The organism is Streptomyces sp. NPDC034103 (assembly GCF_055575395.1).
Map to the genome: position 1 here is coordinate 175,710 of NZ_JBVISS010000011.1, position 23,325 is coordinate 199,034.

Here is a 23,325-nt window from a genome sequence, read left to right on the forward strand (position 1 = left end):
GCCATAACTCCGGCAATATTGAGCGACATCCCATTAATCACCCATTTCGGGGAGAGGATGTATGTCTCGGGATGTTTGAAAACCATTGCCCACTTAAGGGCGATACGGTCACCGGCATGTCTGCCGAGACCGTTTCCGTCACGGGATGGGGCCGCACGGCACCCACCACGGCCCGCCTGATCCGCCCACGGAGTTACGAGGAGGCCGCGGCCGCCGTCCGGGGCTGCGGAGCCCGCGGAGGCATCGCCAGAGGCCTGGGACGGGCGTACGGGGACGCCGCGCAGAACGCCGGTGGCGCGGTGCTCGACATGACGGGCCTGGACCGCGTCCACGCCATCGACGCCGCGGGCGGCACCGTGCTGTGCGACGCGGGCGTCTCCCTGCACCGCCTGATGCGGGTTCTGCTGCCGCTCGGCTGGTTCGTACCGGTGTCCCCCGGCACGCGCTACGTCACGGTCGGCGGGGCGATCGGCGCCGACATCCACGGCAAGAACCACCACGTCTCCGGCTCCTTCTCGCGGCACGTCCTGTCGTTCGAACTCCTCACCGCCGACGGGGAGATCCGCACGGTCGGCCGCGGCACCCCCCTGTTCGACGCCACCACCGGCGGCATGGGGCTGACCGGCGTGATCCTGACCGCGACGGTGCAACTCCAGCCGGTCGGGACGTCGTTGATGTCGGTCGACTCCGAGCGGGCCCGGGACCTGGACGACCTGATGGCCCGGTTGTCGGCCACCGACCACCAGTACCGCTACTCGGTCGCCTGGATCGACCTGCTCGCGCGCGGCGCGGCGACCGGCCGCGCGGTGCTGACCCGAGGCGACCACGCCCCCCTGGAGGCACTGGGCACGCGCGCGCGAAGAGACCCCCTGGCCTTCCGCACCCCCCGGTTCCCGGCCGTGCCCGCCCACCTCCCGGAGCGCCTGCTCACCCGGACCAGCGTGGGCCTGTTCAACGAGCTCTGGTACCGCAAGGCGCCCCGCGCGCGTACCGGCCGGCTCCAGAGCCTCGCCGCGTTCTTCCACCCCCTGGACGGCGTGCCGCACTGGAACCGCGTCTACGGGCGCGGCGGTTTCGTGCAGTACCAGTTCGTCGTCGGGTACGGCCAGGAGGAGACCCTGCGCCGGGTCGTGCGCCGCCTCTCACGACGCCGCTGCCCGTCCTTCCTCGCCGTCCTCAAACGCTTCGGCGACGCCGACCCCGGCTGGCTCTCCTTCCCGATGCCCGGCTGGACGCTCGCACTGGACCTCCCGGCGAGCCTGCCGGGCCTCGGCGCCCTCCTCGACGAACTGGACGAGGAGGTGGCCGCCGCCGGGGGCCGCGTCTACCTCGCCAAGGACTCCCGACTGCGACCCGAACTGCTCGCGGCGATGTACCCGCGCCTCGACGACTTCCGGGCCCTGCGCGCCGAGACGGACCCGCGCGCGGTGTTCGTCTCGGACCTGTCGCGCCGCCTCTCCCTCTGACCCACCCGCGCAACCTCTAGGAGCTGCTGTCGTGAAGGACGCCTTCGGCCTCCCCCAGTCCCTGCTCGTCCTCGGCGGCACGTCCGAGATCGCGCTGGCCACCGCGCGCCGCCTCGTCGCCCGGCGCCTCCGCACGGTGTGGCTGGCGGGGCGCCCTTCGCCCGCGCTGGAGCACTCCGCGGCCGAGCTGCGCGCCCTGGGCGCCGACGTGCACACCGTCGCCTTCGACGCGCTCGACCCCGAGTCGCACGAGGCGGTCCTCGGCAAGGTCTTCGCGGAGGGCGACATCGACATGGTGCTGCTCGCCTTCGGGCTCCTCGGCGACCAGGCGCACGACGAGCGCGAGCCGGTGAGCGCGGTACGGGTCGCGCAGACCAACTACACCGGCGCGGTGTCGGCCGGTCTGGTCTCCGCGCGCGCGTTGCAGACCCAGGGGCACGGCTCGCTCGTGGTGCTGTCCTCGGTCGCCGGCGAGCGGGCCCGCCGCTCCAACTTCATCTACGGCTCCAGCAAGGCCGGCCTCGACGTCTTCGCCCAGGGGCTGGGCGACGCGCTGCACGGCACCGGCGCGCACGTCATGGTCGTACGCCCCGGGTTCGTACGGTCGAAGATGACCGCGGGCCTCCCCGAGTCGCCGCTCGCGACGACTCCGGAGGCCGTCGCGACGGCGATCGAGCTCGGGCTGCGGCGCCGCTCGGAGACGGTGTGGGTGCCGGGCGCGCTCCGGCTGGTGATGTCGGCGCTGCGGCACCTGCCGCGGGAGGTCTTCCGGCGGCTGCCGATCTAGGGCTCCCGGCGAGGCCGGGAGCGCGTACGCGCGGGTGTCGCTCGACGGCAGCACGTAGGCAGCGCGTACGCCTGTGGGGATCCAGTCGGCGGGAGGCGGGAGGGCCAGGGGCGGAGCGACCAGGGACAGCGCCGCTAGGGGGCCGTCGTGCCCTGCTCCACCGTGCCCTGTTCCGCCGGGGCCGACGCCTGCTGGGGCACCACCGTCCCGCCGAAGGCGTACTCGTGGAGCTTGCGCCATATGCCGTCGGCGCCCTGTTCGTAGAGGGCGAAGCCGGTGCAGGGCCACTCGGCGGCGTAGCCGGACAGCTCCTCGTAGGCGCGGTCCATGGCCTCGTCCTCGATGCCATGGGCGATCGTGACATGCGGGTGGTACGGGAACTGGAGTTCGCGCGCCACCGGACCGGAGGCGTCACGGACCTGCTTCTGGAGCCAGGTGCACGCCTCGGCGCCTTCGACGACCTGGACGTAGACCACCGGCGACAGCGGCCGGAAGGTGCCGGTGCCGGACAGCTTCATCGGGAACGGCCGGCCGGTCGCGGCGACCTCGGTGAGGTGCGCCTCGATGGCGGGCAGCGCGGTGTCGTCGACCTCGGTCGGCGGCAGCAGCGTGACATGCGTGGGGATGCCGTGAGCAGCGGCGTCGCCGAAGCCCGCGCGCAGCTGCTGGAGCTGGCTGCCGTGAGGCTCCGGGACCGCGATCGACACGCCGATCGTTACGGTCCCCACGTCGTCTCCCTGTCTTCTGTCGGACTGTCTTCGGACTGTCCTCTGACGGTCTTCTGTCGGATTCGTCCCGACCGTACGGCTATCGACTGTACGGCCACGGCTGCGCTGTGGGCAGGCGCAACCGTAGTGATGTGCAGCGCTCTGTCCAGTGGTACGTCTGTGCGGGCTCGCGCCTCAGTGCTTGGCGGGCAGGAAACCGACCCGGTCGTAGGCCTGGGCCAGCGTCTCCGCGGCGACCGCGCGCGCTTTCTCCGCACCCTTGGCCAGGATCGAGTCCAGCGTCTCGGGGTCGTCCAGATACTGCTGGGTGCGCTCCCGGAACGGCGTCACGAACTCGACCATGACCTCGGCGAGGTCCGTCTTGAGCGCACCGTAGCCCTTGCCGTCGTACTTCTGCTCCAGTTCCGCGATTCCCGCACCGGTGAGGGTCGAGTAGATGGTGAGCAGGTTGCTGACGCCCGGCTTGTTCTCGGCGTCGTAGCGGATGACGGTGTCGGTGTCGGTGACCGCGCTCTTGACCTTCTTGGCGGTGGTCTTCGGCTCGTCGAGGAGGTTGATGAGGCCCTTCGGCGTGGAGGCCGACTTGCTCATCTTGATCGACGGGTCCTGAAGGTCGTAGATCTTCGCCGTCTCCTTGAGGATGTACGGCTTCGGCAGCGTGAAGGTCTCCCCGAAGCGGCCGTTGAAGCGCGTGGCGAGGTCACGGGTGAGCTCGATGTGCTGGCGCTGGTCCTCGCCCACGGGGACCTCGTTGGCCTGGTAAAGCAGGATGTCCGCGACCTGGAGGACGGGGTACGTGAACAGGCCCACCGAGGCCCGCTCCGCGCCCTGCTTGGCGGACTTGTCCTTGAACTGGGTCATGCGGGAGGCCTCGCCGAACCCGGTCAGGCAGTTCATGACCCAGGCGAGCTGGGCGTGCTCGGGAACGTGGCTCTGGACGAACAGCGTGCAGCGCTCGGGGTCGAGGCCCGCGGCGAGCAGCTGGGCGGCGGCGAGCCGGGTGTTGGCGCGCAGCTCGGCCGGATCCTGCGGAATCGTGATCGCGTGCAGGTCGACGACCATGTAGAACGCGTCGTGGGACTCCTGCAGGGCCACCCACTGACGGACGGCACCGAGGTAGTTGCCGAGGTGGAACGAGCCTGCGGTGGGCTGGATTCCGGAGAGCACGCGGGGACGATCAGAGGCCATGCTCACCATTCTCTCAGGTGTCGGGCCCCGATCCGGAACTGGTCGGAAACAGATGGGAACCGATCCCTCTCCTGCGGTGTAACAAGAGTGTGAGAACGCGGGAGGGGGGCCGCATCGTCGATGAGGCCGCGGTGATCGCCCGTGTACGCGCCGGGGAGCCGGAGGCGTATGCGGAGCTGGTGCGCGCCCACACGGGCATCGCGCTCCGGGCTGCCGCGGCACTCGGGGCGGGTGCGGACGCGGAGGACGTGGTGCAGCAGGCCTTCGTCAAGGCGTACTGCGCGCTGGGCAGGTTCAAGGACGGGGCGGCGTTCCGGCCGTGGCTGCTGTCGATCGTCGCCAATGAGACGAGGAACACAGTGCGTACGGCGGCCCGGCAGCGCACGCTCGCCGGCCGGGAGGCGGCCTTCGTGGAGGCGGAGCCGCTGATACCGGAATCGGCGGACCCGGCGGTCGCGACCCTCGAGACGGAGCGTCGCGTGGCCCTGCTGTCCGCCCTGGAGAAGCTGAGCGAGGAGCACCGGCTGGTCGTCATCCACCGCTATCTGCTGGAGCTGGACGAGTCCGAGACGGCCCAGTCCCTGGGCTGGCCCCGGGGCACGGTGAAGTCCCGGCTGAACCGCGCACTGCGGAAACTGGGCCGGTTGCTGCCGGATTTCGAGCCTCGGGAAGGAGGTGACGACCGTGAGTGAGGGACGGAAGCCGTACGGCGGTGAGGGCGGCGGTGGGCCCCAGGGCGCCGGTGGCCGCGGTCCCCGCGGTCGCGGCGGTGACCGGGGCCCGGGGCCGGGGGGGCGTGATCGCGCGCGGGGGCCCGTGGGCGGTGCCTCCGGGCTGCCGGAGGAGCTGCGGGCGCTGGGCAGGTCCCTGGACGCGCCCGGGGGCGGGGACGCCCTCGACTCCGAGACGATGGTGGAGCGGGTACTGGGGCAGATACTCGCCGAGCAGGTGCCGGTCCCGGTGGCCGAGCCTTCGCGCGGCCGTGAGCGGCTGACCGCGGTGCGGCGGTGGACGCGGCTGCGGTGGCGCTCCCTGACCGCGGCCCTGTGCGGTGTGCTGACCGTGCTCGTCCTCACACCGCCGGTGCGGGCCGCGGTCTACGACTGGTTCGGCTTCGGCGGCGTCGAGGTGCGCTACGACCCGTCGGCGGTGCCCTCGCCCGGCGCCGAGGTGCCCGGCTGCGGGCACTCGGTGTCCCTCGCGCAGGCCGAGCGGCGGGCCGGCTTCGCACCGCTGGTGCCCGAGGCGCTCGGCACCCCGGACGCGGTGGCGGTGACCGCTGAGCGGCAGGGGCGCTTCCTGGTCAGCCTGTGCTGGCGTGAGCGCGGGGACACGATCCGGCTGGACCAGTTCGCGGCGGGTCTGGACATCACCTTCGCCAAAACCGTGCGGGAGCAGCCGGAGTGGATCTCGCTCGACACCGCCTCCTCGGACGCGGGCGCGGTGCACGACACGGCCCTGTGGTTTCCGCGCCCTCACCTGCTGAGCTTCTGGCTGGTGGACGCGGACGGCGAGCACTACACGCGGCGGGAGCGGACGGCCGGTCCGACGCTGCTGTGGAGCCGTGCGGTGGGCACCGAGCAGGTGACGCTGCGGCTGGAGGGCGTGCCGTCGAGCGCGCGGGCGGTGGAGATCGCGACCTCGCCGACGACCTCGCCGAAATAGTGCGGGCCGGGTGGGAACCTCGGCGGGCCGGGCGGTGTACCAGAAGTGACACGCGGCTCGCGGCGACGGGGGCGGGCCGCAGGGCATCGGCTGGCGGGGGTTGTGATGCAGGAATGGGTGCGTGGCAGGCGGGGCGGGCGTCGCCTGGCGTCGCTGGCAGGGGTGTGGGCGACGGCGTTCGGGTTCACCTTGTGGGGCGCCGGGTCCGCCGCGGCCGGCGGGCCGACCAGCGTGCTGATCGTGTCGCCGGAGAGCGCGGAGACGGCGTCGCTGTACTACTCCGACCGGGAGTACGACGTGTTGCAGCGGGTTCTCGGTGCGGCGGGTCAGGGCACGGCGGGCAAGCCGCCCGAGGCCGATCTGGTCACCGGCCCGCAGATCAACGTCACATGGATGCTGCACGACGTGACGCCCTATCGGGTCGACCGGGTCTACCCGGCGGTGGACTCCCAGGCGGTCTGGATACACACGGCGGCGAACCGGGGCGCCTCGCCGAACGGCTCCTGGCACCGGGCGGACCAGCCGGCCGTGCTCCGGGACCTCCTGAAGGACCTGGGGGTGACGGGCAAAGCCTCCTCCGCCGGAGGGTCCGCGGTGGAGTACCCACCGCCCTGGGACACGGACGGGACGGACGGGACGGCACCGGAGGCGACCGCGTCGGCGCGGGCGGCGGCCCAGGCCCGGCAGCCGGGGGCGTCCGGTGACACCGACTGGTGGTGGTCGCTGCCGGGCCTCGCGGTCGGGTGCGCGGCCGGGGTCGGCGGGACGCTGCTGATAGGCCGCGCGGCGGGCCGGCGGGGAGCCGGACCGCCGCGGGAGGAACCACGTCAGGAACTCATCGACCTGTGAGAGTCGCCGGTCTTTGACAACTCAAGAGAGCGTTGATCAGCCCAGGTCGATCTCGGGGTAGAGCGGGAAGCCCGCCACGAGGTCGGTGGCGCGGTGCGAGATCTCGTCCGCGACCTTGGCGTCGAGGACGTGCGCGGCCTTGGAGGGCGCTCCCGACTTGGTGGTGCCCGCCTCGGCGGTGGTGAGGACGCGGTCGATGAGGCCGGCGACCTCGTCCATCTCGGCGGTGCCCAGACCGCGGGTGGTCAGGGCGGGGGTGCCGATGCGGATGCCGGAGGTGTACCAGGCGCCGTTGGGGTCGGCCGGGATGGCGTTGCGGTTGGTGACGATGCCGGAGTCGAGGAGGGCGGCCTCGGCCTGGCGTCCGGTGAGGCCGTAGGAGGTGGCGACGTCGATCAGGTTGAGGTGGTTGTCGGTGCCGCCGGTCACCAGGGTGGCGCCCCGGCGCATCAGGCCCTCGGCGAGGGCGCGGGAGTTGTCGACGATCCGCTGGGCGTAGTCCTGGAAGGCGGGCTGCCGGGCCTCGGCCAGGGCGACGGCCTTGGCGGCCATGACGTGCGGGAGCGGGCCGCCGAGGACCATCGGGCAGCCGCGGTCGACCTGGTCCTTGAGGGAGTCGTCGCACAGGACCATGCCGCCGCGGGGGCCGCGCAGCGACTTGTGGGTGGTGGTGGTGACGATCTGGGCGTGCGGGACCGGGTCGAAGTCGCCGGTCAGCACCTTGCCCGCGACCAGGCCGGCGAAGTGCGCCATGTCCACCATCAGGGTCGCGCCGACCTCGTCGGCGATCTCGCGCATGATGCGGAAGTTCACCAGGCGGGGGTAGGCGGAGTAGCCGGCGACGATGATGAGCGGCTTGAACTCACGGGCGGACACCCGCAGTGCGTCGTAGTCGATCAGCCCGGTCGCCGGGTCCGTGCCGTAGGAGCGCTGGTCGAACATCTTGCCGGAGATGTTGGGGCGGAAGCCGTGGGTGAGGTGGCCGCCGGCGTCCAGGGACATGCCGAGCATGCGCTGGTTGCCGAAGGCCTGGCGGAGCTCGGCCCAGTCGGCGTCGGTGAGGTCGTTGACCTGACGGACGCCGGCCTTCTCCAGGAAGGGCACCTCGACGCGGTCGGCAAGGATGGACCAGAAGGCGACGAGGTTGGCGTCGATGCCGGAGTGGGGCTGGACGTAGGCGTGACGGGCGCCGAAGAGTTCCTTGGCGTGCTCGGCGGCGAGCGACTCGACGGTGTCGACGTTGCGACAGCCGGCGTAGAAGCGGCGCCCGATGGTGCCCTCGGCGTACTTGTCGCTGAACCAGTTGCCCATCGCCAGGAGAGTGGCCGGGGAGGCGTAGTTCTCGGAGGCGATCAGCTTGAGCATCTCGCGCTGGTCGTGCACCTCCTGGCCGATGGCGTCGGCGACGCGCGGCTCGACGGCGCGGATCACGTCGAGGGCGGCGCGGAAGGCGGTGGACTGGGTGGAGAGGGGCTGCTGCTCCGACATGTGCGGCCTCCGGATGGCGTGGCGGGTTGCGGTCACGATTCACGGCTCGGCCCAGGCGCACGGCACTTGATCACTCACAGGCCGCTCCCCGATGGTCCGTCCCATCCCAGCGCGCCAGTCACGGCCTGTCGGCCAGCCTACCGGGCGCGCCGGGCGGCGTCGGTCCCGCGTCCACCATGCGAGCGTGCGGCCGCCCCTTCCGGGGCGGCGCCGGTCAGGACGGTTTGCGGCCCCAGGCGACGACGATGAAGTTGGGGATGTAGGTGGTGCCCTGGCGCTTGGTCATGGTGATCACGTCTTCGATGTCCGCGTCGGTCACCTCGCCCGTCTCCAGCAGGCGCGGTCGCAGGGAGCGCAGGGTGAGGGGGAAGAAGGCGGCGGTGCCACCCGTCAGGACCGGGGCGTAGACCTCCGCGCGGACCTCGGTGAGCCCGGCGTCGGTCAGGGCCTGCGGCAGGCGGCGGCCGGTGCCGGGGTCCACCCCCGCGGCGCCGAAGGCGGCTCGCAGCGCGCGGCCGAGGCGCTCGGCCACCTCCATGTACTCGGGCGGGTAGTAGCGGGCGGCGGCCGGGTACATGGGCCCGTCGATGTCGAAGTCCTCCACCACCACCCAGCCGCCGGGGCGGGTCGCGGCGGTCATGCGGCGCAGGGCCTCGTCGCGGTCGGAGAGGTGCTCCAGCACGGCTCGCGCGTGCACGAGGTCGAAGGGCTCGTCGTGGAGCGGGTCCGCCAGGATGTCGTGCTGTCGCACCTCCAGGTTGGACAGCCCGTGGGATGCGGCGAAACGCGTGTCGAGGTCGACGGCGAGGACCCGTCCTGCGGCGCCGACCTCCCGGGCCAGCCAGCGCGCGATGCTGCCGGCGCCGCAGCCCACCTCGAGGCAGCGCCAGCCCTCGGCCACCCCCAGTGCGGACAGCCGATGGCGGCTCTGGCTGTCGTAGATCTCCTCCAGCGCGCTGAGTCGGCTGTGTTCGCGCTCCCAGGACGGGTCGAACACGTATCCGTTCTGCGCCGTGGCGGTGTCGCTCACCGATCGCCCCTCTCCGTTCGTCTCCAACCGATCATTGTGTCGCGTCAGAGGATCACGTGGGGCAGGAAGCGCGCGTATTCGTCAGTGACCGGTCCGGCCGACTCCCGGATGCCGAGGCCCGCGGACTCGTTCTCGACGACCCAGGTGCCGAGCACGACATGGTTGCCGTCGAAGTCCGGCAGCGGAGCCAACTCCTGGTAGCAGCAGGGTTCTTCGCGCGGCGCGGGGGCAGGGGCACCCGGTGCGTGGAGGGTCACCCCGGCTCCCTCCCGGCCCAGCAGTGGCTTGGCGACGTACCCCTTCGATCCGGCCAACTCCCGTGGCCCGTCGAGATACGCGGGCAGGAGGTTCGGGTGGCCCGGGTACAGCTCCCAGAGGATCGCCAGGAGCGCCTTGTTGCTCAGCAGCATCTTCCAGGCGGGTTCGATCCACAGGGTGGTGCCGGTGCCGCCGCCGTTGTCGAGCGTGTCCAGGACGTGGCCGGCGAAGCGGTCGGTGGTCAGCCACTCCCAGGGGTAGAGCTTGAAGCAGCTGCGGATGAACCGCAGCTGCTTGTCGACGAAGCGGCCGGACAGTCGGTCCCAGCCGATCTCCTCCATGGAGATCCAGGCGGTGTCCAGGCCCGCCTGTGCGGCCGTCTCCTGGAGGTAGGCGACCGTCATCAGGTCCTCGCCGAGTTCGTCGGCCGAGGAGTAGGCGAAGTACAGCGGGCTGCCGGGCGGGAGCAGCGCGGCCTGCTTCCGCCAGGCGGCGATCAGCCGCTCGTGGAGGGAGTTCCACTGGTCGGCGCCGGGGAAGCGCTCCTCCATCCAGAACCACTGGGGGGAGGCGGCCTCGACGAGCGAGGTGGGGGTGTCGGCGTTGTACTCCAGGAGCTTGGCCGGGCCGGTGCCGTCGTAACGCAGGTCGAAGCGGCCGTAGAGGGACGGGAGTTCGGCGCGCCGGCGCCAGGCCTCGGCGACCGCGTCGGCGACCCGCGGGTCGGTGATGCCGAGGTCGGCGAAGCGTCCGGTCGTCACGATGTGGTCCGCCGCCCGCAGACACATGCGGTGGAGTTCCTCGACGACCTCCTCCAGTGCCTCGATCTCGTCGAGGGAGAAGACGTAGTAGGCGCTCTCGTCCCAGTAGGGGCGCAGTGAGTCATCGGGGTAGCGGGTCAGGGGGTAGATGAGCCCCTGTTCCTCGACGGTCCGCTGCCAGCCGGGGCGGGGTTCGGTGGTACGGCGTTCCATGGGTCGCGTCCGCTCGTCGCCCTGCGCCCGCTCAGCCGCCGCCGCTGCCGCTGGAGCAGCCGAAGCCGCCGCGGTCGACGGCCTCGCTCCTGCTGAAGGTGCCGCGGTCGGCGTAGCCGCCGCTGACGTCGCCGTCGTAGTACCAGGCGGCGTCGGCGGTGCCGGTCCTGCCGGTCTTCTTCTTACGGCTCTTGCCGGAGGAGGAGCCGGAGCTGCCGGAGTTGCAGTTCTTGTCGGCGACGATCTTGTAGCCCTCGTAGGTGTAGCTGTCGCGGTCGACGCAACGGCGGTCGGGCTCCGAGCCACAGGAGGTGAGTGCCGCCGCGACGACTCCCATGCCGCCGAGCACGACCGTGCTCGAACGCAGTCGGCGCCGTGTTTCCGCCATGTCCCGTCTCCCCGTGGTGTGTCCGCCGGTCGTCCGGCTGTCGGTTGTCCGGCGGTCAGCCTAGAGATCGGTGGCAAGCGCCCCGCAGGCACCCCGTCGGTCACGTCCCCTCCCCTACAGTCGCTTCGTGCTCTTTGGGATGGTGTGCGCGCTGGGTGCGGCGGTCTGTTTCGGTACGGCGACGGTGCTGCAGGCGGTTGCCGCGCGGGCCGCGGGGAGCGGGGGTGGTGGGGAGGCGGCGCTGCTGCTGCGGGCGGTGCGGCAGTGGCGGTATGTGGCGGGGCTGGCGCTGGACGGGCTGGGGTTCCTGTTGCAGATCGCGGCGCTGCGGTCGGTGCCGATCTACGCGGTCGGAGCGGCGTTGGCAGCGAGTCTGGCCGTGACCGCGGTGGTCGCGGCGCGGTTGCTGCGGGTGCGGTTGAGCCGGGCGGAGTGGGGTGCGGTGGGGGTGGTCTGTGCCGGGCTCGCGATGCTGGGGATCGCGTCGGGGACGGAGGGGGATCGGAGCGGGCCGGGCGCGTTGCGGTACGTGATGCTCGCCGTCGCCGTCGGGGTGCTGTTGCTCGGGCTCGCCGCCGGGCGGTTGCCGGAGCGGGGGCGGTCGTCGCTGCTCGGACTGGGGGCCGGGTTCGGCTTCGGGGTGGTCGAGGTCGCGGTACGGCTGATCGACTCGCTCGCGCCGGCGGAGCTGCTCGCGAATCCGGCGGCCTACGCCCTGGTGCTCGGCGGTGGCGCCGCGTTCCTGTGTCTGACCTCGGCCCTGCAACGGGGGTCGGTGACGGTGGCGACCGCCGCGATGGTGATCGGGGAGACGGTCGGGCCCGCGCTGGTGGGGGTGGTGTGGCTGGGAGACCGCACCCGGGAGGGGTTGGGCTGGCTGGCGGTACTGGGCTTCCTGGTCGCGGTGGCGGGAGCCCTGGGGCTGGCACGGTTCGGGGAAGCGCCGGCGCGGGAGCCGGCGGGCGTGTGACCGGTGCCCGGGCGGGAGCCGGCGGGTGTGTGACCGGTGCCCGGGCGGGAGCCGGCGGGCGGGTGACCGTTGCCCGTGGGCGCGGCCGGCCGGAGACTCACCTCCGCGCCCCGTCCCACCTCACCCACCTCACCCACCTCACCCACCTCAGCGCACCCCAGACCTACGGCATGACCCTGCACAGCGCCTCCAGTGCGCCCGCCCACCCCCGGTCCGACGGGGCTCCGTAGCCGACCACCAGGGCGTCCAGGCGCTCGGCGACCGCCTGGGGGTGGCGGAAGTAGGACAGGCCGTGGAGGGCGACGCCCTGCCAGGCGGCGGACCGGACCACGGAGTGTTCGGTGCCGGGTGGCAGGCGGAGGACGGCGTGGAGGCCGGCGGCGATGCCGGTGACGTGGACGTCGGGGGCGTGCTCGGCCAGCGCCGCGACGAGGGCGTCCCGGCGGCGCCGGTAGCGGAGGCGGGAGGCGCGGACGTGGCGGTCGTAGGCGCCGGAGGTGATGAACTCGGCCAGGGTCAGCTGGTCCAGCACCCCGCAGGTGTCGACCTTGCCCTTCGCCTCCGCGGCCGCCTCGGCGAGATCCTGCGGGAGGACCGTCCAGGCCAGGCGGAGGCCGGGGGCCAGGGCCTTGCTGGCCGTGCCGAGGTAGACGACACGGTCGGGGTCGAGGCCCTGGAGGGCGCCGACGGGCTGGCGGTCGTAGCGGAACTCGCCGTCGTAGTCGTCCTCCAGGACCAGGCCTCCGGTGCGCCGGGCCCAGTCGACGACCGCGGTGCGCCGGTCGCGGTGCAGGGGCACGCCCATGGGGAACTGGTGGGCGGGGGTGAGAAGGACGGCTCCGACACCGGCCGGCCGGCCCGGGTCGGTGCCGAGTTCGTCGAAGGGGAGGGGCTCCACGCGCAGGCCCGCGGCGGACAGTTGGTCCCAGTGCACGTCCAGGCCGTAGGACTCCACCGCGACCGAGCGGACGCCGCGCGCTCGCAGGACGGTGCCGAGGATCCGCAGACCGTGGGCGCAGCCCGCGGTGATCAGGATGTGGTCGGGGTCGGTGCGGACGCCCCGTACCCGGGCCAGGTAGCCGGCGAGGGCGGTGCGCAGTTCGACGAGGCCGCGCGGGTCGCCGTAGCCGAGGGAGTGGTGCGGGGCCGCGAGGAGCGCGCGGCGGGCGGCCTTCAGCCACTCGGCGCGGGGGAAGGCGGTCAGGTCGGGGGTGCCGGGGCGGAAGTCGTGGGCGGGGCGGTGCGCGGTACGGCGGCCGGGGCCGGTGCCGGAGGGCGGGGCCACCGCGCGGTCCGCCACGCGCGTGCCCGAGCCCTGCCTGGCGGTGAGCCAGCCCTCGGCGACCAGGTCGGCGTAGGCGTCGGCGACGGTGTTGCGGGCGATACCGAGGTCGGTGGCGAGCGAGCGGGAGGAGGGCAACCGGGTGCCGGGGGCGAGGCGGCCGGTGCGGACGGCCTCGCGCAGGGCGTCGGTCAGACCGCGGCGCAGACCCGGACCGGTGGGTTCCAGGTGGAGGTCGACGCCCAAGGTGGCCCAGGAATTCGGCATGGAAATGGACCATACCGGTGGGCAGCCTCACGCCTAGCGTCGATCTCATGACGACGCACATCGAAGACAGTCCCACGACCGTGGAGTACGCCCCTGAACACACACCCCGACTGAACTGGGCCGAGCAGGCGCCCGAGGTCTTCAAGGCGATGGTCAGGCTCGACGCCGCCGCGCGGAAGGGCCTCGACGCGAAGCTGCTGGAGCTGGTGAAGGTCCGGGCCTCCCAGATCAACCACTGTGCGCTCTGTGTCGACATGCACAGCAAGGACGCGCTCGCGGCCGGTGAGAGCGTGGAGCGGATCGTGCAGCTCAGCGCGTGGGAGGAGTCCGAGCACTTCTACACCGAGCGGGAGCTCGCGGCGCTGGCGCTGACGGAGGCGGTGACCGTGCTCACCGAGGGGTTCGTGCCGGACGAGGTGTACGAGCGGGCCGCCCGGCACTTCACGGAACCCGAGCTGGCGCAGTTGATCGCCGCGATCGCCGTCATCAACGCGTGGAACCGGTTCGGCGTGAGCTGTCGGCTGGTTCCCGGGCACTACCGGCCGGGGCACCGGTGACGGCCCGTACCCCGCTGCTGGACCAGGCGGTCGGCCAGGCCATGTCCGCACTCAGCGCCGCCGCGAAGAAGGGGCTCGGGGACCCCGCGCTGGCCGAGCTGGTGGTGATCCGGGCCTCGCAGCTCAACCACTGCGCCTTCTGTCTCGACATGCATCTGCGGATCGCTCGTGAACACGGGGTGAGCGAGCGGCAGTTGGATCTGCTGGCCGCCTGGGAGGAGGCCGGGGACGTCTACGACGAGCGGGAGCGGGCGGCGCTGGCGCTGACGGAGGCGGTGACCGTGCTCACCGAGGGGTTCGTGCCCGACGAGGTGTACGAGCGGGCCGCCAAGCACTTCGACGACGACCGGCTCGCCCATCTCCTGGGTCTGATCGTCGCCATCAACAACTGGAACCGGGTGATGGTGAGCCGCCGCGTCCCGCCGGGAGGGCACACAGCATGAGCAAGGTGGAGATCTTCCGCGCACTGCACCGCCGGCCCGCGCACGACGACCCGCTGGTCCTGCCCGGACCTTGGGACGCGGCCAGCGCGCGGGTCTTCGTCGACGCCGGTTTTCCCGCGCTCGCGACTCCGAGCGCGGGGGTGGCCGCCGCGCTCGGGCACGCGGACGGGCAGACCCCGGCGGAGGAGATGTTCGCGGCGGTGGCGCGGATCGCCCGGTCCGTGGACGTGCCGGTGTCCGCGGATGTCGAGGGCGGTTACGGGCTGGCTCCGAAGGAGCTGGTGGAGCGGCTGCTGGAGGCGGGTGCCGTGGGCTGCAACCTTGAGGACTCCAACGGGGGTGTCCTCAAGGACCCGCACCAGCACGCCGAGTGGCTCGCCGAGGTGCGGTACGCGGCGGGGGACGAGTTGTTCGTCAACGCGCGGATCGACACCTTCGTGCGCGGGGTCGACGATCCCGAAGCGGCCATCGAGCGGGCGGCGTTGTACACGGCCGCGGGTGCCGACTGCGTGTACCCGATCGGCGCCCCGGCGAAGGTGCTGCCGTTGCTGCGGTCGGGTATCCACGGCCCGATCAACATGATCGCGCAGGTCGGTGCGGGCCTCACCCCCGCCGAGCTCGGCGAGCGGGGCGCCACCCGGATCACCTTCGGGCCGGGTCTCCAGCGGCGCTCCTCCGAGATCCTCGCCGACCTGGCCGCCCAGCTGGGGTGACCGGACGCCGGGGGGACCGAACGCCGACGTGACCGGGCGCCGAGGGGCCGGGCGCCGGCGTGACCGGCCGACGGCGTGACCAGCCGCCGGCGTGACCGGCGTGCCGACGCACCGCGCCGTCCGCTTGCCGCGGCAGGTCCACCTGCCTGCGGCTCCGCGGACGGCGCGGCCCGCCCCACGAGCGAGAGGGCGGTGAGCGCCACCAGGGTGAAGGCGTGGCCTTCTTACGGGATCCACGCCTTCCAGGTGGAGGCGTGCCCCTCCACCCACTTCTTCGCCGCCTGCTCAGGAGTCAGCTTCTGGTCGGCGATCATCAGGGAGACCTCGTTCTGGTCCTCGGTCGTCCACTTGAACTTCTTCAGGAACGCGGCCGCCTTGCCGCCGGTGCTCGCGAAGTCGGCGTTGAGGTACTTCTGGAGCGGGGTGTGCGGATAGGCGCAGGCGACCTTCTCCGGGTCGGCGTCGCAGCCCTCCTTGTACGCGGGCAGCTTCACCTCGGTCATGGGGACCTTCTTGAAGAGCCACTGCGGGGCGTACCAGTAGGTGAGGAAGGGCTTCTTCTCCTTGGCGAACTGCCTGATCTGGGTGATCTGCGCGGCCTCCGAACCGGCGAACACCACCTGGTAGTCCAGCTTCAGGTTCTTCACCAGCGCCTTGTCGTTGGTGACGTAGGAGGGCGAGCCGTCCATCAGCTGGCCCTTGCCGCCGCTCTCCGCGGTGCGCATCTGGTCGGCGTACTTGTCGAGGTTCTTCCAGTCGGTGACGTCCGGGTGCTCCTTGGCGAAGTACGTGGGGACGTACCAGCCGATGTGCCCGGTGACGCCGAGGCCGCCGCCGTTGACGATGGTCTTCTTGTCCTTGACGTAGCGCTGTTCCTGCTCGGGGTGGCCCCAGTCCTCCAGGATCGCGTCGACCCGGCCCTGGCTGAGCGCGTCCCAGGCGGGGACCTCGTCGACCTGGACGGTGTCGACGCGGTAGCCGAGTTCGTGCTCCAGCAGGTACTGGGCCACGGCGACGTTGGCCTGGGCGCCGACCCAGGACTGCACGGACAGGTTCACGGTCTTGGCGCCCTGCGCGTTGGCGAAGGGCGAGGCCTGCTGGGTCATGTCGGCGGCGCCGCAGCCGGTGAGCAGCAGCAGGGAGGCCGCGCCGGCCACCACGGCGGTCGTAGGTACGCGCATGTCAGGCTCCCTTCCTCGCGCGGCGTTCGGTCGGCTGGGTCACCCGGTCGAGCATCAGGCCGAGGCAGACGATGGCCGCGCCGGCCACCAGCCCGGTGGCCAGGTCGCCCTGGGCGAGGCCGAAGACGGCGTCGTACCCGAGCGCTCCGCCGCCGACCAGGCCGCCGATGATGACGACGGCGAGGACCAGGACCACGCCCTGGTTGACGGCGAGCAGCAACGCCGGGCGGGCGAGCGGGAGTTGGACCTGGCGCAGCTGCTGCCAGCTGGTCGCGCCGAGGGAGTGGGAGGACTCCAGGGCGGCCGGGTCGACCTGGCGCAGGCCCTGGGCGGTGATGCGGACGACGGCGGGCAGCGCGTAGACCACGGCGGCCGCGACGGCCGGGGCCCGGCCCACGCCGAAGAGGGCCACCACGGGGATCAGGTAGACGAACTGCGGCATCGTCTGGAAGACGTCCAGGACGGGCCGGAGCACTCGGTCGATCCGGTCGCTGCGGGCGGCCGCGATGCCGGTGGCGACGCCGATGACGAGGGTGACCGCGACGGCGGCCAGCACCTGGGAGAGCGTGTCGAGGGCCGGCTCCCACACCCCGAGCACGCCGATCGCGGCCATGGCGAGGACCGCGGTGAGCGTGGTGCGCCAGGTGCCGATGAGCCAGGCGAGGGTGGCGACCAGGAGCAGCACCGACCACCAGGGCAGCCACTGCAGGCCGTCCCGGACCGGGTCCAGGACCCAGGTGGTGAAGTGCGCGGCCCAGTCGGCGGTGCCGCCGATGACGGGGACGCCGGAGTAGAGGTGGGCGGTCATCCAGTCGACGGCGCGGTTGACGGGCTGGGCGATCTGGACGACCCAGGCGTCGGGCCAGTCGAGCCGGCCGAGGAGACGTCCGGCCACGGCGACGGCGAGGGCGGCGACCAGGGCGTAGGCCCAGCCCGCGGTGCGCCGGGGCTCCGGTGAGCCGCTGCCCGCGGCGGCCGTGACGCGGTCCAGTACGACGGCGAGGAGCACGATCGGGATGCCGGCCGCCAGGGCCGCGCCGACGTCGACCGAGGCGAGGGCCTGGTAGACGCGGTCACCGAGGCCGCCGGCGCCGATGACGGACGCGATGACCGCCATGGACAGGGCCATCATGATCGTCTGGTTGAGGCCGAGGAGGAGTTCCTTGCGGGCCAGCGGGATACGGGCGGTCAGCAGCCGCTGGCGCGCGGTGGCGCCGAGCGAGTCGACCGCCTCCAGCACCGACTTGTCGGCGCCGCGCAGACCGAGGGCGGTGAGGCGGGCCATGGGCGGGGCGGCGTAGACGACGGTGGCGAGGACGGCCGCGGGGACGCCCATGCCGAAGACCATGACGACGGGGAGGAGGTAGGCGTACGCCGGGAGCACCTGCATGGTGTCCAGGAGCGGGCGCAGGGCGCGGTCGAGGCGGTCGGACAGGCCGGCGGCGAGTCCGAGGAACGCGCCCACGACGACCGAGGCGAGCACCGCCACGACCATCAGGGCGAGCGTCTGCATCGTCGCGACCCACATGCCGAGCAGACCGCAGGCGAGGAACGCCACCGCGGTGCCGAGGGCGAGCCGCAGACCCGCGACCCGCCAGGCGACGAGGGCGCCGAGCGCGGTCACCCCGGCCCAGCCGGCCGCCAGCAGCACCAGGTAGACGGCGCGGACGGAGAGCACGACCACGTTGCTGACGTGGCCGAAGAAGTAGAGGAACAGCGGGTGGCTGTCGCGGTTGTCGACGATCCAGTCGCTGGCCCGGCTGAGCGGGTCGGTGAGGTCGACGGTCAGCGCGTCCGGCCAGGTGCCGCTGGCCCAGCGGGCGTTCGCCAGGGGCACGAGGACCGCGGCGACGGCGGCGAGCAGCAGGAGCTTGTGGACGGCGCGTTTCTTGAGAACCGCGGGGAGCGTGCGGGGGGCGGGAGCGCTGATCGCAGCCATCAGACCGCCTCCTTCTCCTCGGCGGTGCCGGCCACCACCTCCAGCAGCGTGTCCGAGTCCACCACCCCGACACACCGGCCCTGGTCCACCACCCGGGCCGGGGCCCCGGCCCGTGCGACCGCCTCGATGGCCTCGGAGACCGTGGCGTCGGGCGCGACGGCGGGACCGCTGCCCGCCTCCCCCGCCGCCACGGCCCGCATCGCCCTGCGGACCGTCATGACCTGTTCGCGCGGGACGTCCCGGACGAACTCGCGGACGTAGTCGTCGGCCGGGGAACCCACGATCTCCTCCGGGGTGCCCAGCTGGACCACGCGCCCGTCGCGCATGAGGGCGATGCGGTCGCCCAGCTTCAGCGCCTCGTTGAGGTCATGGGTGATGAAGACCATCGTGCGGCCCTCCTCGCGGTGCAGCCGGACGACCTCCTCCTGCATGTCCCGGCGGATCAGCGGGTCCAGGGCGCTGAACGGCTCGTCGAAGAGCAGCACTTCGGGGTCGGCGGCGAGCGCGCGGGCGAGCCCCACCCGCTGCTGCTGGCCGCCGGAGAGCTGGCTGGGCCGGCGCTGTTCCATGCCCTCCAGGCCGACCTTGGCCACGACCTCGGCGGCGCGGGCCCGGCGCTCGGCCTTGCCCATGCCCTGGATCTCCAGGCCGTAGGCCACGTTGTCGAGGACGGTGCGGTGCGGGAGGAGGCCGAAGTGCTGGAAGACCATCGCGGCACGGTGGCGGCGCAGTTCGCGCAGCCGGGCGCGGTCCATGGCGCGGACGTCCTCGCCGTCGATGGCGATCGTGCCGGCGGTCGGCTCGATGAGCCGGGTCAGGCAGCGCACCAGGGTGGACTTGCCGGAGCCCGACAGGCCCATCACCACGAAGACCTCGCCCTTGCGGACGTCGAAGGAGACGTCGCGGACGGCGGCGGTGCAACCGGTACGGGAGCGGAGTTCGGCGGGGGTCAGGGAGGTCAGCTCCGGGTCGGCGGGGACGCGGTCGGCCTTCGGTCCGAAGACCTTCCACAGTCCGTCGACGGAGAACACCGGGTTCTCGCCGGTCGTACCGGTCGCACCGGTTCCACTGGTCGCGGTCGTCTCGACAGTCGTACTCATCACGCACCACCTCCGATCAGGTCCACGGCCTTCTCCCCGACCATCAGCACCCCGATCATCGGGTTGACGGCCGTCATCGTCGGGAACACGGAGGCATCGGCGATCCGGATGCCGTCCAGGCCACGAACGCGCAACTCCGGGTCCACGACCGCGAGTTCGTCGTCCACGGCGCCCATCCGGCAGGTCCCCGCCGGGTGGTAGACGGTGTGCGCGACCTTGCGGGCGTACTCGCTCAGCTCCTCGTCACCGGTGACGTCCGGGCCGGGGCACACCTCGCGCTTGAGCCAGCCCGCCAGCGGCTCGGTCCGCGCGATCTCGCGGGCGATGCGGATGCCGTCGACCAGCGTGCGGGCGTCGTAGTCGTCCTCGTCGGTGAAGTACCGGAAGTCGAGGGCGGGCTTCTCGGCGGGGTCCGCGCTCTGCAGGTAGAGCCGGCCGCGGCTCTTGGGCTTGGGGATGTTCGGGGTCATCGAGACGCCGTGGGAGGGGCGTTCGTAACCCAGACGTTCAGGATTGTCCGTGAAGGGGACCTGGTAGAAGTGGAACATCAGGTCAGGGCCCGGGTGGGCGGGATCGCGGCGGACGAACAGGCCCGCGTCGGAGTCCATCGCGGAGTTCTCGGGGATGGGGCCGTTCGTCTCCCAGACGATCACCGACTCGGGGTGGTCGAGGAGGTTCTCGCCGACGCCGGGCAGGTCGTGGACGACGGGGATGCCGAGCGCCTCGAGGTCCTCGCGCGGGCCGATGCCGGAGTGCAGCAGCAGCCGGGGCGAGTCGACGGCGCCCGCGCACAGGGCGACCTCGCGGCGGGCCCGTACGACGTACTCCTCGCCGTCCTTGTCCCGGACGTGCACCCCGCGGACCTGCGTGCCGTCCAGGTCGAGCCGGTACGCCCAGGTCTCCAGCAGGATCGTCAGGTTGGGCCGCTCGTCCATCACGGGGTGCAGGTACGCCACCGACGCCGAGGACCGCTTGTTGTTCTCGGGGTGGTAGGCGAGGTCGAAGAAGCCGACGCCGTCGTCGAAGGGCTTGCGGTTGAAGCCCTCGACGCGCGGGACGCCGGTGGCCGTCTGGGCGGCGTCGACGAAGTCGCGGGCGATGGCGTTGCGGTCCTTCTCGTCGACGGGGACGATGTTGTTGAGCAGGCGCGCGTAGTACGCCTCCATGGACACCGCGCCCCAGCCCTTGGCGCCGTTCGCCTCCCACTCGTCGAAGTCGGAGGGCAGCGGCTTGAAGGCGATCAGCGTGTTGTGGGAGGAGCAGCCGCCGAGGACGCGGGCGCGGCTGTGCCGGATGTGGGAGTTGCCGCGTGGCTGCTCCACGGTCGGGTAGTCGTAGTCGAGTTCGCCGCCGAGCAGGCCCATCCAGCGGCGCAGGGTGAGGACGTCGTCGCGGCCGACGTCACTGGGGCCGCCCTCGATGACGGCGACCGTGACGTCGGGGTTCTCGGTGAGTCGGGAGGCTATGACGGAGCCGGCGGTGCCACCGCCGACGACGACATAGTCGTATTCGTACTGGTGCATGGGGGTACTCCAGGGACGTGCAGGGGGGACGAGCAAGGGTTCAGCCGGCGAACCAGCGGACAGGCTTGGGCGCGAGGTTCTGGTAGATGTGCTTGGTCTCGCGGTACTCGGCGAGTCCGGCGGGGCCCAGTTCACGGCCGGTGCCGCTCTTGCCGAAGCCGCCCCACTCCGCCTGCGGGAGATAGGGGTGGAAGTCGTTGATCCAGACGGTGCCGTGGCGCAGCCGGCCGGCGACCCGGCGCGCGCGTCCGGCGTCGGAGGTCCAGACGCCGCCGGCGAGGCCGTACTCGGTGTCGTTGGCGAGGAAGACCGCCTCGTCCTCGGTACGGAAGGTCTCGACGGTGAGGACCGGACCGAAGACCTCCTCGCGGACGACCCGCATCTCGCGGTGGCAGGCGTCCAGGACGGTCGGCTCGTAGAAGTAGCCCGCGCCCAGGCCCTCCGGCCGCTTGCCGCCGGTGCGCAGGACGGCGCCCTCCGCCAGCGCCGAGGCGACGTACCCCTCGACCTTGTCGCGTTGCTGCTCGGAGACGAGCGGCCCGCACTCGACGTCGGCGTCGGTGCCGCGGCCGAGCCTGATGCGGCCGGCCCGTGCGGCGAGTTCGGCGACGAAGCGGTCCCGGACGGACTCCTCGACGATGAGTCGCGCGCCCGCCGAGCAGACCTGGCCGCTGTGGATGAAGGCCGCGTTGAGGGCCTGGTCGACGGCGGTGTCGAAGCCCTCCTCGGTGGCGCAGGCGTCGGCGAAGACCACGTTGGGGTTCTTGCCGCCGAGTTCGAGGGCGACCTTCTTGACCGAAGGAGCCGCGGCCCGCGCCACCTTGGTGCCGCTGACGAGCCCGCCGGTGAAGGAGATGAGGTCGACGTCGGGGTGCTCGGCGAAGCGGGCGCCGACCGAATGGCCGGGCCCGGTCACGATGTTGGCGACACCGGCGGGGAGACCGGCCTCCACCAGCAGCTCGATGAGCGCGATCGTCGTCATCGGCGTGATCTCGCTCGGCTTGACGACGAAGGTGTTGCCGGCCGCGAGCGCCGGCGCGATCTTCCAACTGGCCTGGAGCAGGGGGTAGTTCCAGGGGGTGATCAGCGCGCAGACGCCGACCGGCTCGTGGACCACGACACTGTGGATGTCGGGCGAGCCCGCGTCGACGACCCGGCCGGGGGCCTCGGCGGCGACGAGCCCGGCGAAGTAGCGGAAGGCGTCGGCGACACAGTCGATGTCGACCCGGCCCTCTTCGAGGGTCTTGCCCGCGTCACGGCTCTCCAGCAGACCGAGCCGCTCGCGGTCGCGAACCAGGAGATCGGCGACGCGGTACAGCAGTGCGGCGCGTTCGGAGACGGGGGTGCGTGGCCAGTCGCCGTGGTCGAAGGCCTGCCGTGCGGCGGCGATCGCCAGGTCGGCGTCCTGCTCGTCCCCCTCGGCGACGACGGCGAAGGGCTGGGCGTCCGCCGGGTCGATGATGTCGCGGGTCGCGCCCGAGGCGGCCTCTCGCCACTCGCCGCCCGCGTGGATCGTCTGTCGCGCTTGTCGTGCGTGTTCTCCGGCCATGATCGGTGTTGCCTTCCGTTCCTGTTCGGTTCCCGTGAGTCACACGGGTGTCACTCACAAGGACCGTCGTCGCATTCCCGCGGCCCGGAATTGCATGCGCAATCAATGCCCGAAAGTGCGCCGTGTCACTGGACATGCGGACAAATACGGGCGAACCGTACGCTGGACAGTGGTCCGCGCACGGTGGTCATGTGACGGCCACCACGTGCGCGCCAGGAGGTGACGCATGGCAGGCAAAGCGCTGATCTGCGCGACGACCGTACTGCTGCTCTCGCCGGTGCTCGTCGGCGCCGACGACGGGGACGATCTGACCGCCCGGCAACTGGCCGACCAGGCCCAGGACAATTTGCTCGACGCCAAGTCGGTCCGGCTGCGCCTGACGGACCGCGGCACGAGCGCGACGACCAGCAGGACCCAGCCGACGTCGATGGACCTCGCCCTCGACCAGGACGGCGACTGCGTGGGGTCGATGCGGATGGGCTCGGGCGGCGGCAGCGTCAAGATCGTCAAACAGGGCGACGAGGTGTGGATGAAACCGGACCGGACCTTCTGGAAGGCCCAGGTGCCCGGCAGTCAGGGCGAGGCGGTCGCCGAGCTCTTCAAGAACCGCTACATCCACGGCTCCACGGACGACGCCATGCTCAAGGGCATGGCCGACACCTGCGACCTGACCGCCTTCCAGCGGGACGTCGGCGGTGACACCTCCGACGGCGGCAAGCTGACCAAGGGCGACAAGACGACCGTCGACGGCACGAAGGTGATCCCACTGACCGGCACCGAGGACGGCAAGAGGGCGGTCCTGTACGTCACTTCGGACTCCCCGCACCGGCTGGTCAAGGCGATCCAGCGAGGCGACGGCACCGACCTGACGCTGACCTTCACCGACTACGACAAGCCGGTGCCGACCGCGACACCCTCGGCGGACGAGTCGGTGGACGTCGGCAAGCTCCAGGACGAACTGCGGGGCACCTGACACGCTT

22 protein-coding genes and 1 riboswitch are annotated in these 23,325 nt (G+C 72.1%); of the genes, 10 read left to right on the top strand and 12 right to left on the bottom strand.

Features of this window, described 5'->3' with window-relative positions:
• Window positions 1-116 precede the first annotated feature (116 nt).
• Window positions 117-1,466 (top strand): FAD-binding protein, encoded by a 1,350-nt coding sequence (locus tag ACZ56U_RS25325; RefSeq protein WP_469086277.1) that lies wholly within the window; start codon window positions 117-119, stop codon window positions 1,464-1,466.
• A gap of 31 nt (window positions 1,467-1,497) precedes the next feature.
• Window positions 1,498-2,253, top strand: a complete 756-nt coding sequence (locus tag ACZ56U_RS25330) for a decaprenylphospho-beta-D-erythro-pentofuranosid-2-ulose 2-reductase (protein ID WP_469086278.1) — start codon at window positions 1,498-1,500, stop codon at window positions 2,251-2,253.
• Between the two features lie 134 nt (window positions 2,254-2,387).
• On the opposite strand, the gene ACZ56U_RS25335 is transcribed toward ACZ56U_RS25330, so the two are convergent.
• Together ACZ56U_RS25335 and trpS are read right to left on the bottom strand one after the other, a co-directional pair.
• On the bottom strand, window positions 2,388-2,981 hold the full coding sequence (locus tag ACZ56U_RS25335) for a 2'-5' RNA ligase family protein (protein ID WP_469086279.1): 594 nt from the start codon (window positions 2,979-2,981) through the stop codon (window positions 2,388-2,390).
• 174 nt (window positions 2,982-3,155) lie between these two features.
• Window positions 3,156-4,169: a tryptophan--tRNA ligase gene (trpS, locus tag ACZ56U_RS25340; protein ID WP_469086280.1), complete on the bottom strand. Its 1,014-nt coding sequence runs from the start codon at window positions 4,167-4,169 to the stop codon at window positions 3,156-3,158.
• A 131-nt stretch (window positions 4,170-4,300) separates the two neighbouring features.
• Between trpS and ACZ56U_RS25345 the strand changes: the two genes are divergently transcribed.
• From ACZ56U_RS25345 to ACZ56U_RS25355, 3 genes are all read left to right on the top strand, one after another.
• Window positions 4,301-4,861 carry an RNA polymerase sigma factor gene (locus ACZ56U_RS25345; RefSeq protein ID WP_469086281.1) on the top strand — a complete coding sequence of 187 codons (561 nt, stop codon included), beginning with the start codon at window positions 4,301-4,303 and terminating at the stop codon, window positions 4,859-4,861.
• A gap of 124 nt (window positions 4,862-4,985) precedes the next feature.
• A complete protein-coding gene (locus ACZ56U_RS25350; protein ID WP_469086429.1) occupies window positions 4,986-5,834 on the top strand; it encodes a hypothetical protein in 849 nt (282 codons plus the stop codon).
• Window positions 5,835-5,951: 117 nt separating this feature from the next.
• A complete protein-coding gene (locus ACZ56U_RS25355; protein WP_469086282.1) occupies window positions 5,952-6,683 on the top strand; it encodes a hypothetical protein in 732 nt (243 codons plus the stop codon).
• 36 nt (window positions 6,684-6,719) lie between these two features.
• On the opposite strand, the gene ACZ56U_RS25360 is transcribed toward ACZ56U_RS25355, so the two are convergent.
• The 4 genes from ACZ56U_RS25360 to ACZ56U_RS25375 all read right to left on the bottom strand — a co-directional run bounded on the left by ACZ56U_RS25360 (window position 6,720) and on the right by ACZ56U_RS25375 (window position 10,821).
• The gene (locus tag ACZ56U_RS25360; RefSeq protein WP_469086283.1) at window positions 6,720-8,171 is read right to left on the bottom strand and encodes a glycine hydroxymethyltransferase; all 1,452 of its coding nucleotides are present in this window, start codon (window positions 8,169-8,171) and stop codon (window positions 6,720-6,722) included.
• 42 nt (window positions 8,172-8,213) lie between these two features.
• Window positions 8,214-8,303: riboswitch (ZMP/ZTP riboswitch) on the bottom strand.
• An 82-nt stretch (window positions 8,304-8,385) separates the two neighbouring features.
• Window positions 8,386-9,201 carry a methyltransferase domain-containing protein gene (locus tag ACZ56U_RS25365; RefSeq protein WP_469086284.1) on the bottom strand — a complete coding sequence of 272 codons (816 nt, stop codon included), beginning with the start codon at window positions 9,199-9,201 and terminating at the stop codon, window positions 8,386-8,388.
• Window positions 9,202-9,245: 44 nt separating this feature from the next.
• The gene (locus ACZ56U_RS25370) at window positions 9,246-10,433 is read right to left on the bottom strand and encodes a glutathionylspermidine synthase family protein (protein ID WP_469086285.1); all 1,188 of its coding nucleotides are present in this window, start codon (window positions 10,431-10,433) and stop codon (window positions 9,246-9,248) included.
• Between the two features lie 31 nt (window positions 10,434-10,464).
• Window positions 10,465-10,821 carry a hypothetical protein gene (locus ACZ56U_RS25375; RefSeq protein ID WP_469086286.1) on the bottom strand — a complete coding sequence of 119 codons (357 nt, stop codon included), beginning with the start codon at window positions 10,819-10,821 and terminating at the stop codon, window positions 10,465-10,467.
• Between the two features lie 139 nt (window positions 10,822-10,960).
• Between ACZ56U_RS25375 and ACZ56U_RS25380 the strand changes: the two genes are divergently transcribed.
• On the top strand, window positions 10,961-11,791 hold the full coding sequence (locus ACZ56U_RS25380; protein ID WP_469086430.1) for a DMT family protein: 831 nt from the start codon (window positions 10,961-10,963) through the stop codon (window positions 11,789-11,791).
• 163 nt (window positions 11,792-11,954) lie between these two features.
• Here ACZ56U_RS25380 and pdxR read toward each other — a convergent pair whose 3' ends face one another.
• On the bottom strand, window positions 11,955-13,340 hold the full coding sequence (gene pdxR / locus ACZ56U_RS25385; RefSeq protein WP_469086287.1) for a MocR-like pyridoxine biosynthesis transcription factor PdxR: 1,386 nt from the start codon (window positions 13,338-13,340) through the stop codon (window positions 11,955-11,957).
• Between the two features lie 47 nt (window positions 13,341-13,387).
• Here pdxR and ACZ56U_RS25390 point away from each other — a divergent pair, with 47 nt between their 5' ends.
• The 3 genes from ACZ56U_RS25390 to ACZ56U_RS25400 are packed head-to-tail and all read left to right on the top strand — an operon-like array spanning window position 13,388 to window position 15,053.
• A complete protein-coding gene (locus ACZ56U_RS25390; protein ID WP_469086288.1) occupies window positions 13,388-13,897 on the top strand; it encodes a carboxymuconolactone decarboxylase family protein in 510 nt (169 codons plus the stop codon).
• Window positions 13,894-14,340, top strand: coding sequence for a carboxymuconolactone decarboxylase family protein (locus ACZ56U_RS25395; RefSeq protein ID WP_469086289.1), 447 nt, complete (start codon window positions 13,894-13,896; stop codon window positions 14,338-14,340). Before ACZ56U_RS25390 ends, ACZ56U_RS25395 begins: the two co-directional genes overlap by 4 nt.
• Complete coding sequence (locus ACZ56U_RS25400) at window positions 14,337-15,053, top strand: isocitrate lyase/PEP mutase family protein (protein WP_469086290.1); 717 nt, start codon at window positions 14,337-14,339, stop codon at window positions 15,051-15,053. The genes ACZ56U_RS25395 and ACZ56U_RS25400 overlap by 4 nt, the downstream gene beginning before the upstream one ends.
• Before the next feature lie 224 nt (window positions 15,054-15,277).
• Here the strand turns inward: ACZ56U_RS25400 and ACZ56U_RS25405 are convergent, their stop codons facing one another.
• The 5 genes from ACZ56U_RS25405 to ACZ56U_RS25425 are packed head-to-tail and all read right to left on the bottom strand — an operon-like array spanning window position 15,278 to window position 22,345.
• Entirely contained in the window at window positions 15,278-16,234 is a 957-nt protein-coding gene (locus ACZ56U_RS25405) for an ABC transporter substrate-binding protein (RefSeq protein WP_469086291.1), read from the bottom strand.
• Between the two features lies 1 nt (window position 16,235).
• Complete coding sequence (locus tag ACZ56U_RS25410) at window positions 16,236-18,173, bottom strand: ABC transporter permease (RefSeq protein WP_469086292.1); 1,938 nt, start codon at window positions 18,171-18,173, stop codon at window positions 16,236-16,238.
• Window positions 18,173-19,273, bottom strand: a complete 1,101-nt coding sequence (locus ACZ56U_RS25415; protein WP_469086293.1) for a quaternary amine ABC transporter ATP-binding protein — start codon at window positions 19,271-19,273, stop codon at window positions 18,173-18,175. The genes ACZ56U_RS25410 and ACZ56U_RS25415 overlap by 1 nt, the downstream gene beginning before the upstream one ends.
• Entirely contained in the window at window positions 19,273-20,796 is a 1,524-nt protein-coding gene (locus tag ACZ56U_RS25420) for a GMC family oxidoreductase (RefSeq protein ID WP_469086294.1), read from the bottom strand. Before ACZ56U_RS25420 ends, ACZ56U_RS25415 begins: the two co-directional genes overlap by 1 nt.
• A 40-nt stretch (window positions 20,797-20,836) precedes the next feature.
• Complete coding sequence (locus ACZ56U_RS25425; protein WP_469086295.1) at window positions 20,837-22,345, bottom strand: aldehyde dehydrogenase family protein; 1,509 nt, start codon at window positions 22,343-22,345, stop codon at window positions 20,837-20,839.
• Window positions 22,346-22,571: 226 nt separating this feature from the next.
• Here ACZ56U_RS25425 and ACZ56U_RS25430 point away from each other — a divergent pair, with 226 nt between their 5' ends.
• Window positions 22,572-23,318, top strand: a complete 747-nt coding sequence (locus ACZ56U_RS25430) for a hypothetical protein (RefSeq protein ID WP_469086296.1) — start codon at window positions 22,572-22,574, stop codon at window positions 23,316-23,318.
• The last annotated feature ends 7 nt before the right edge of the window (window positions 23,319-23,325 follow it).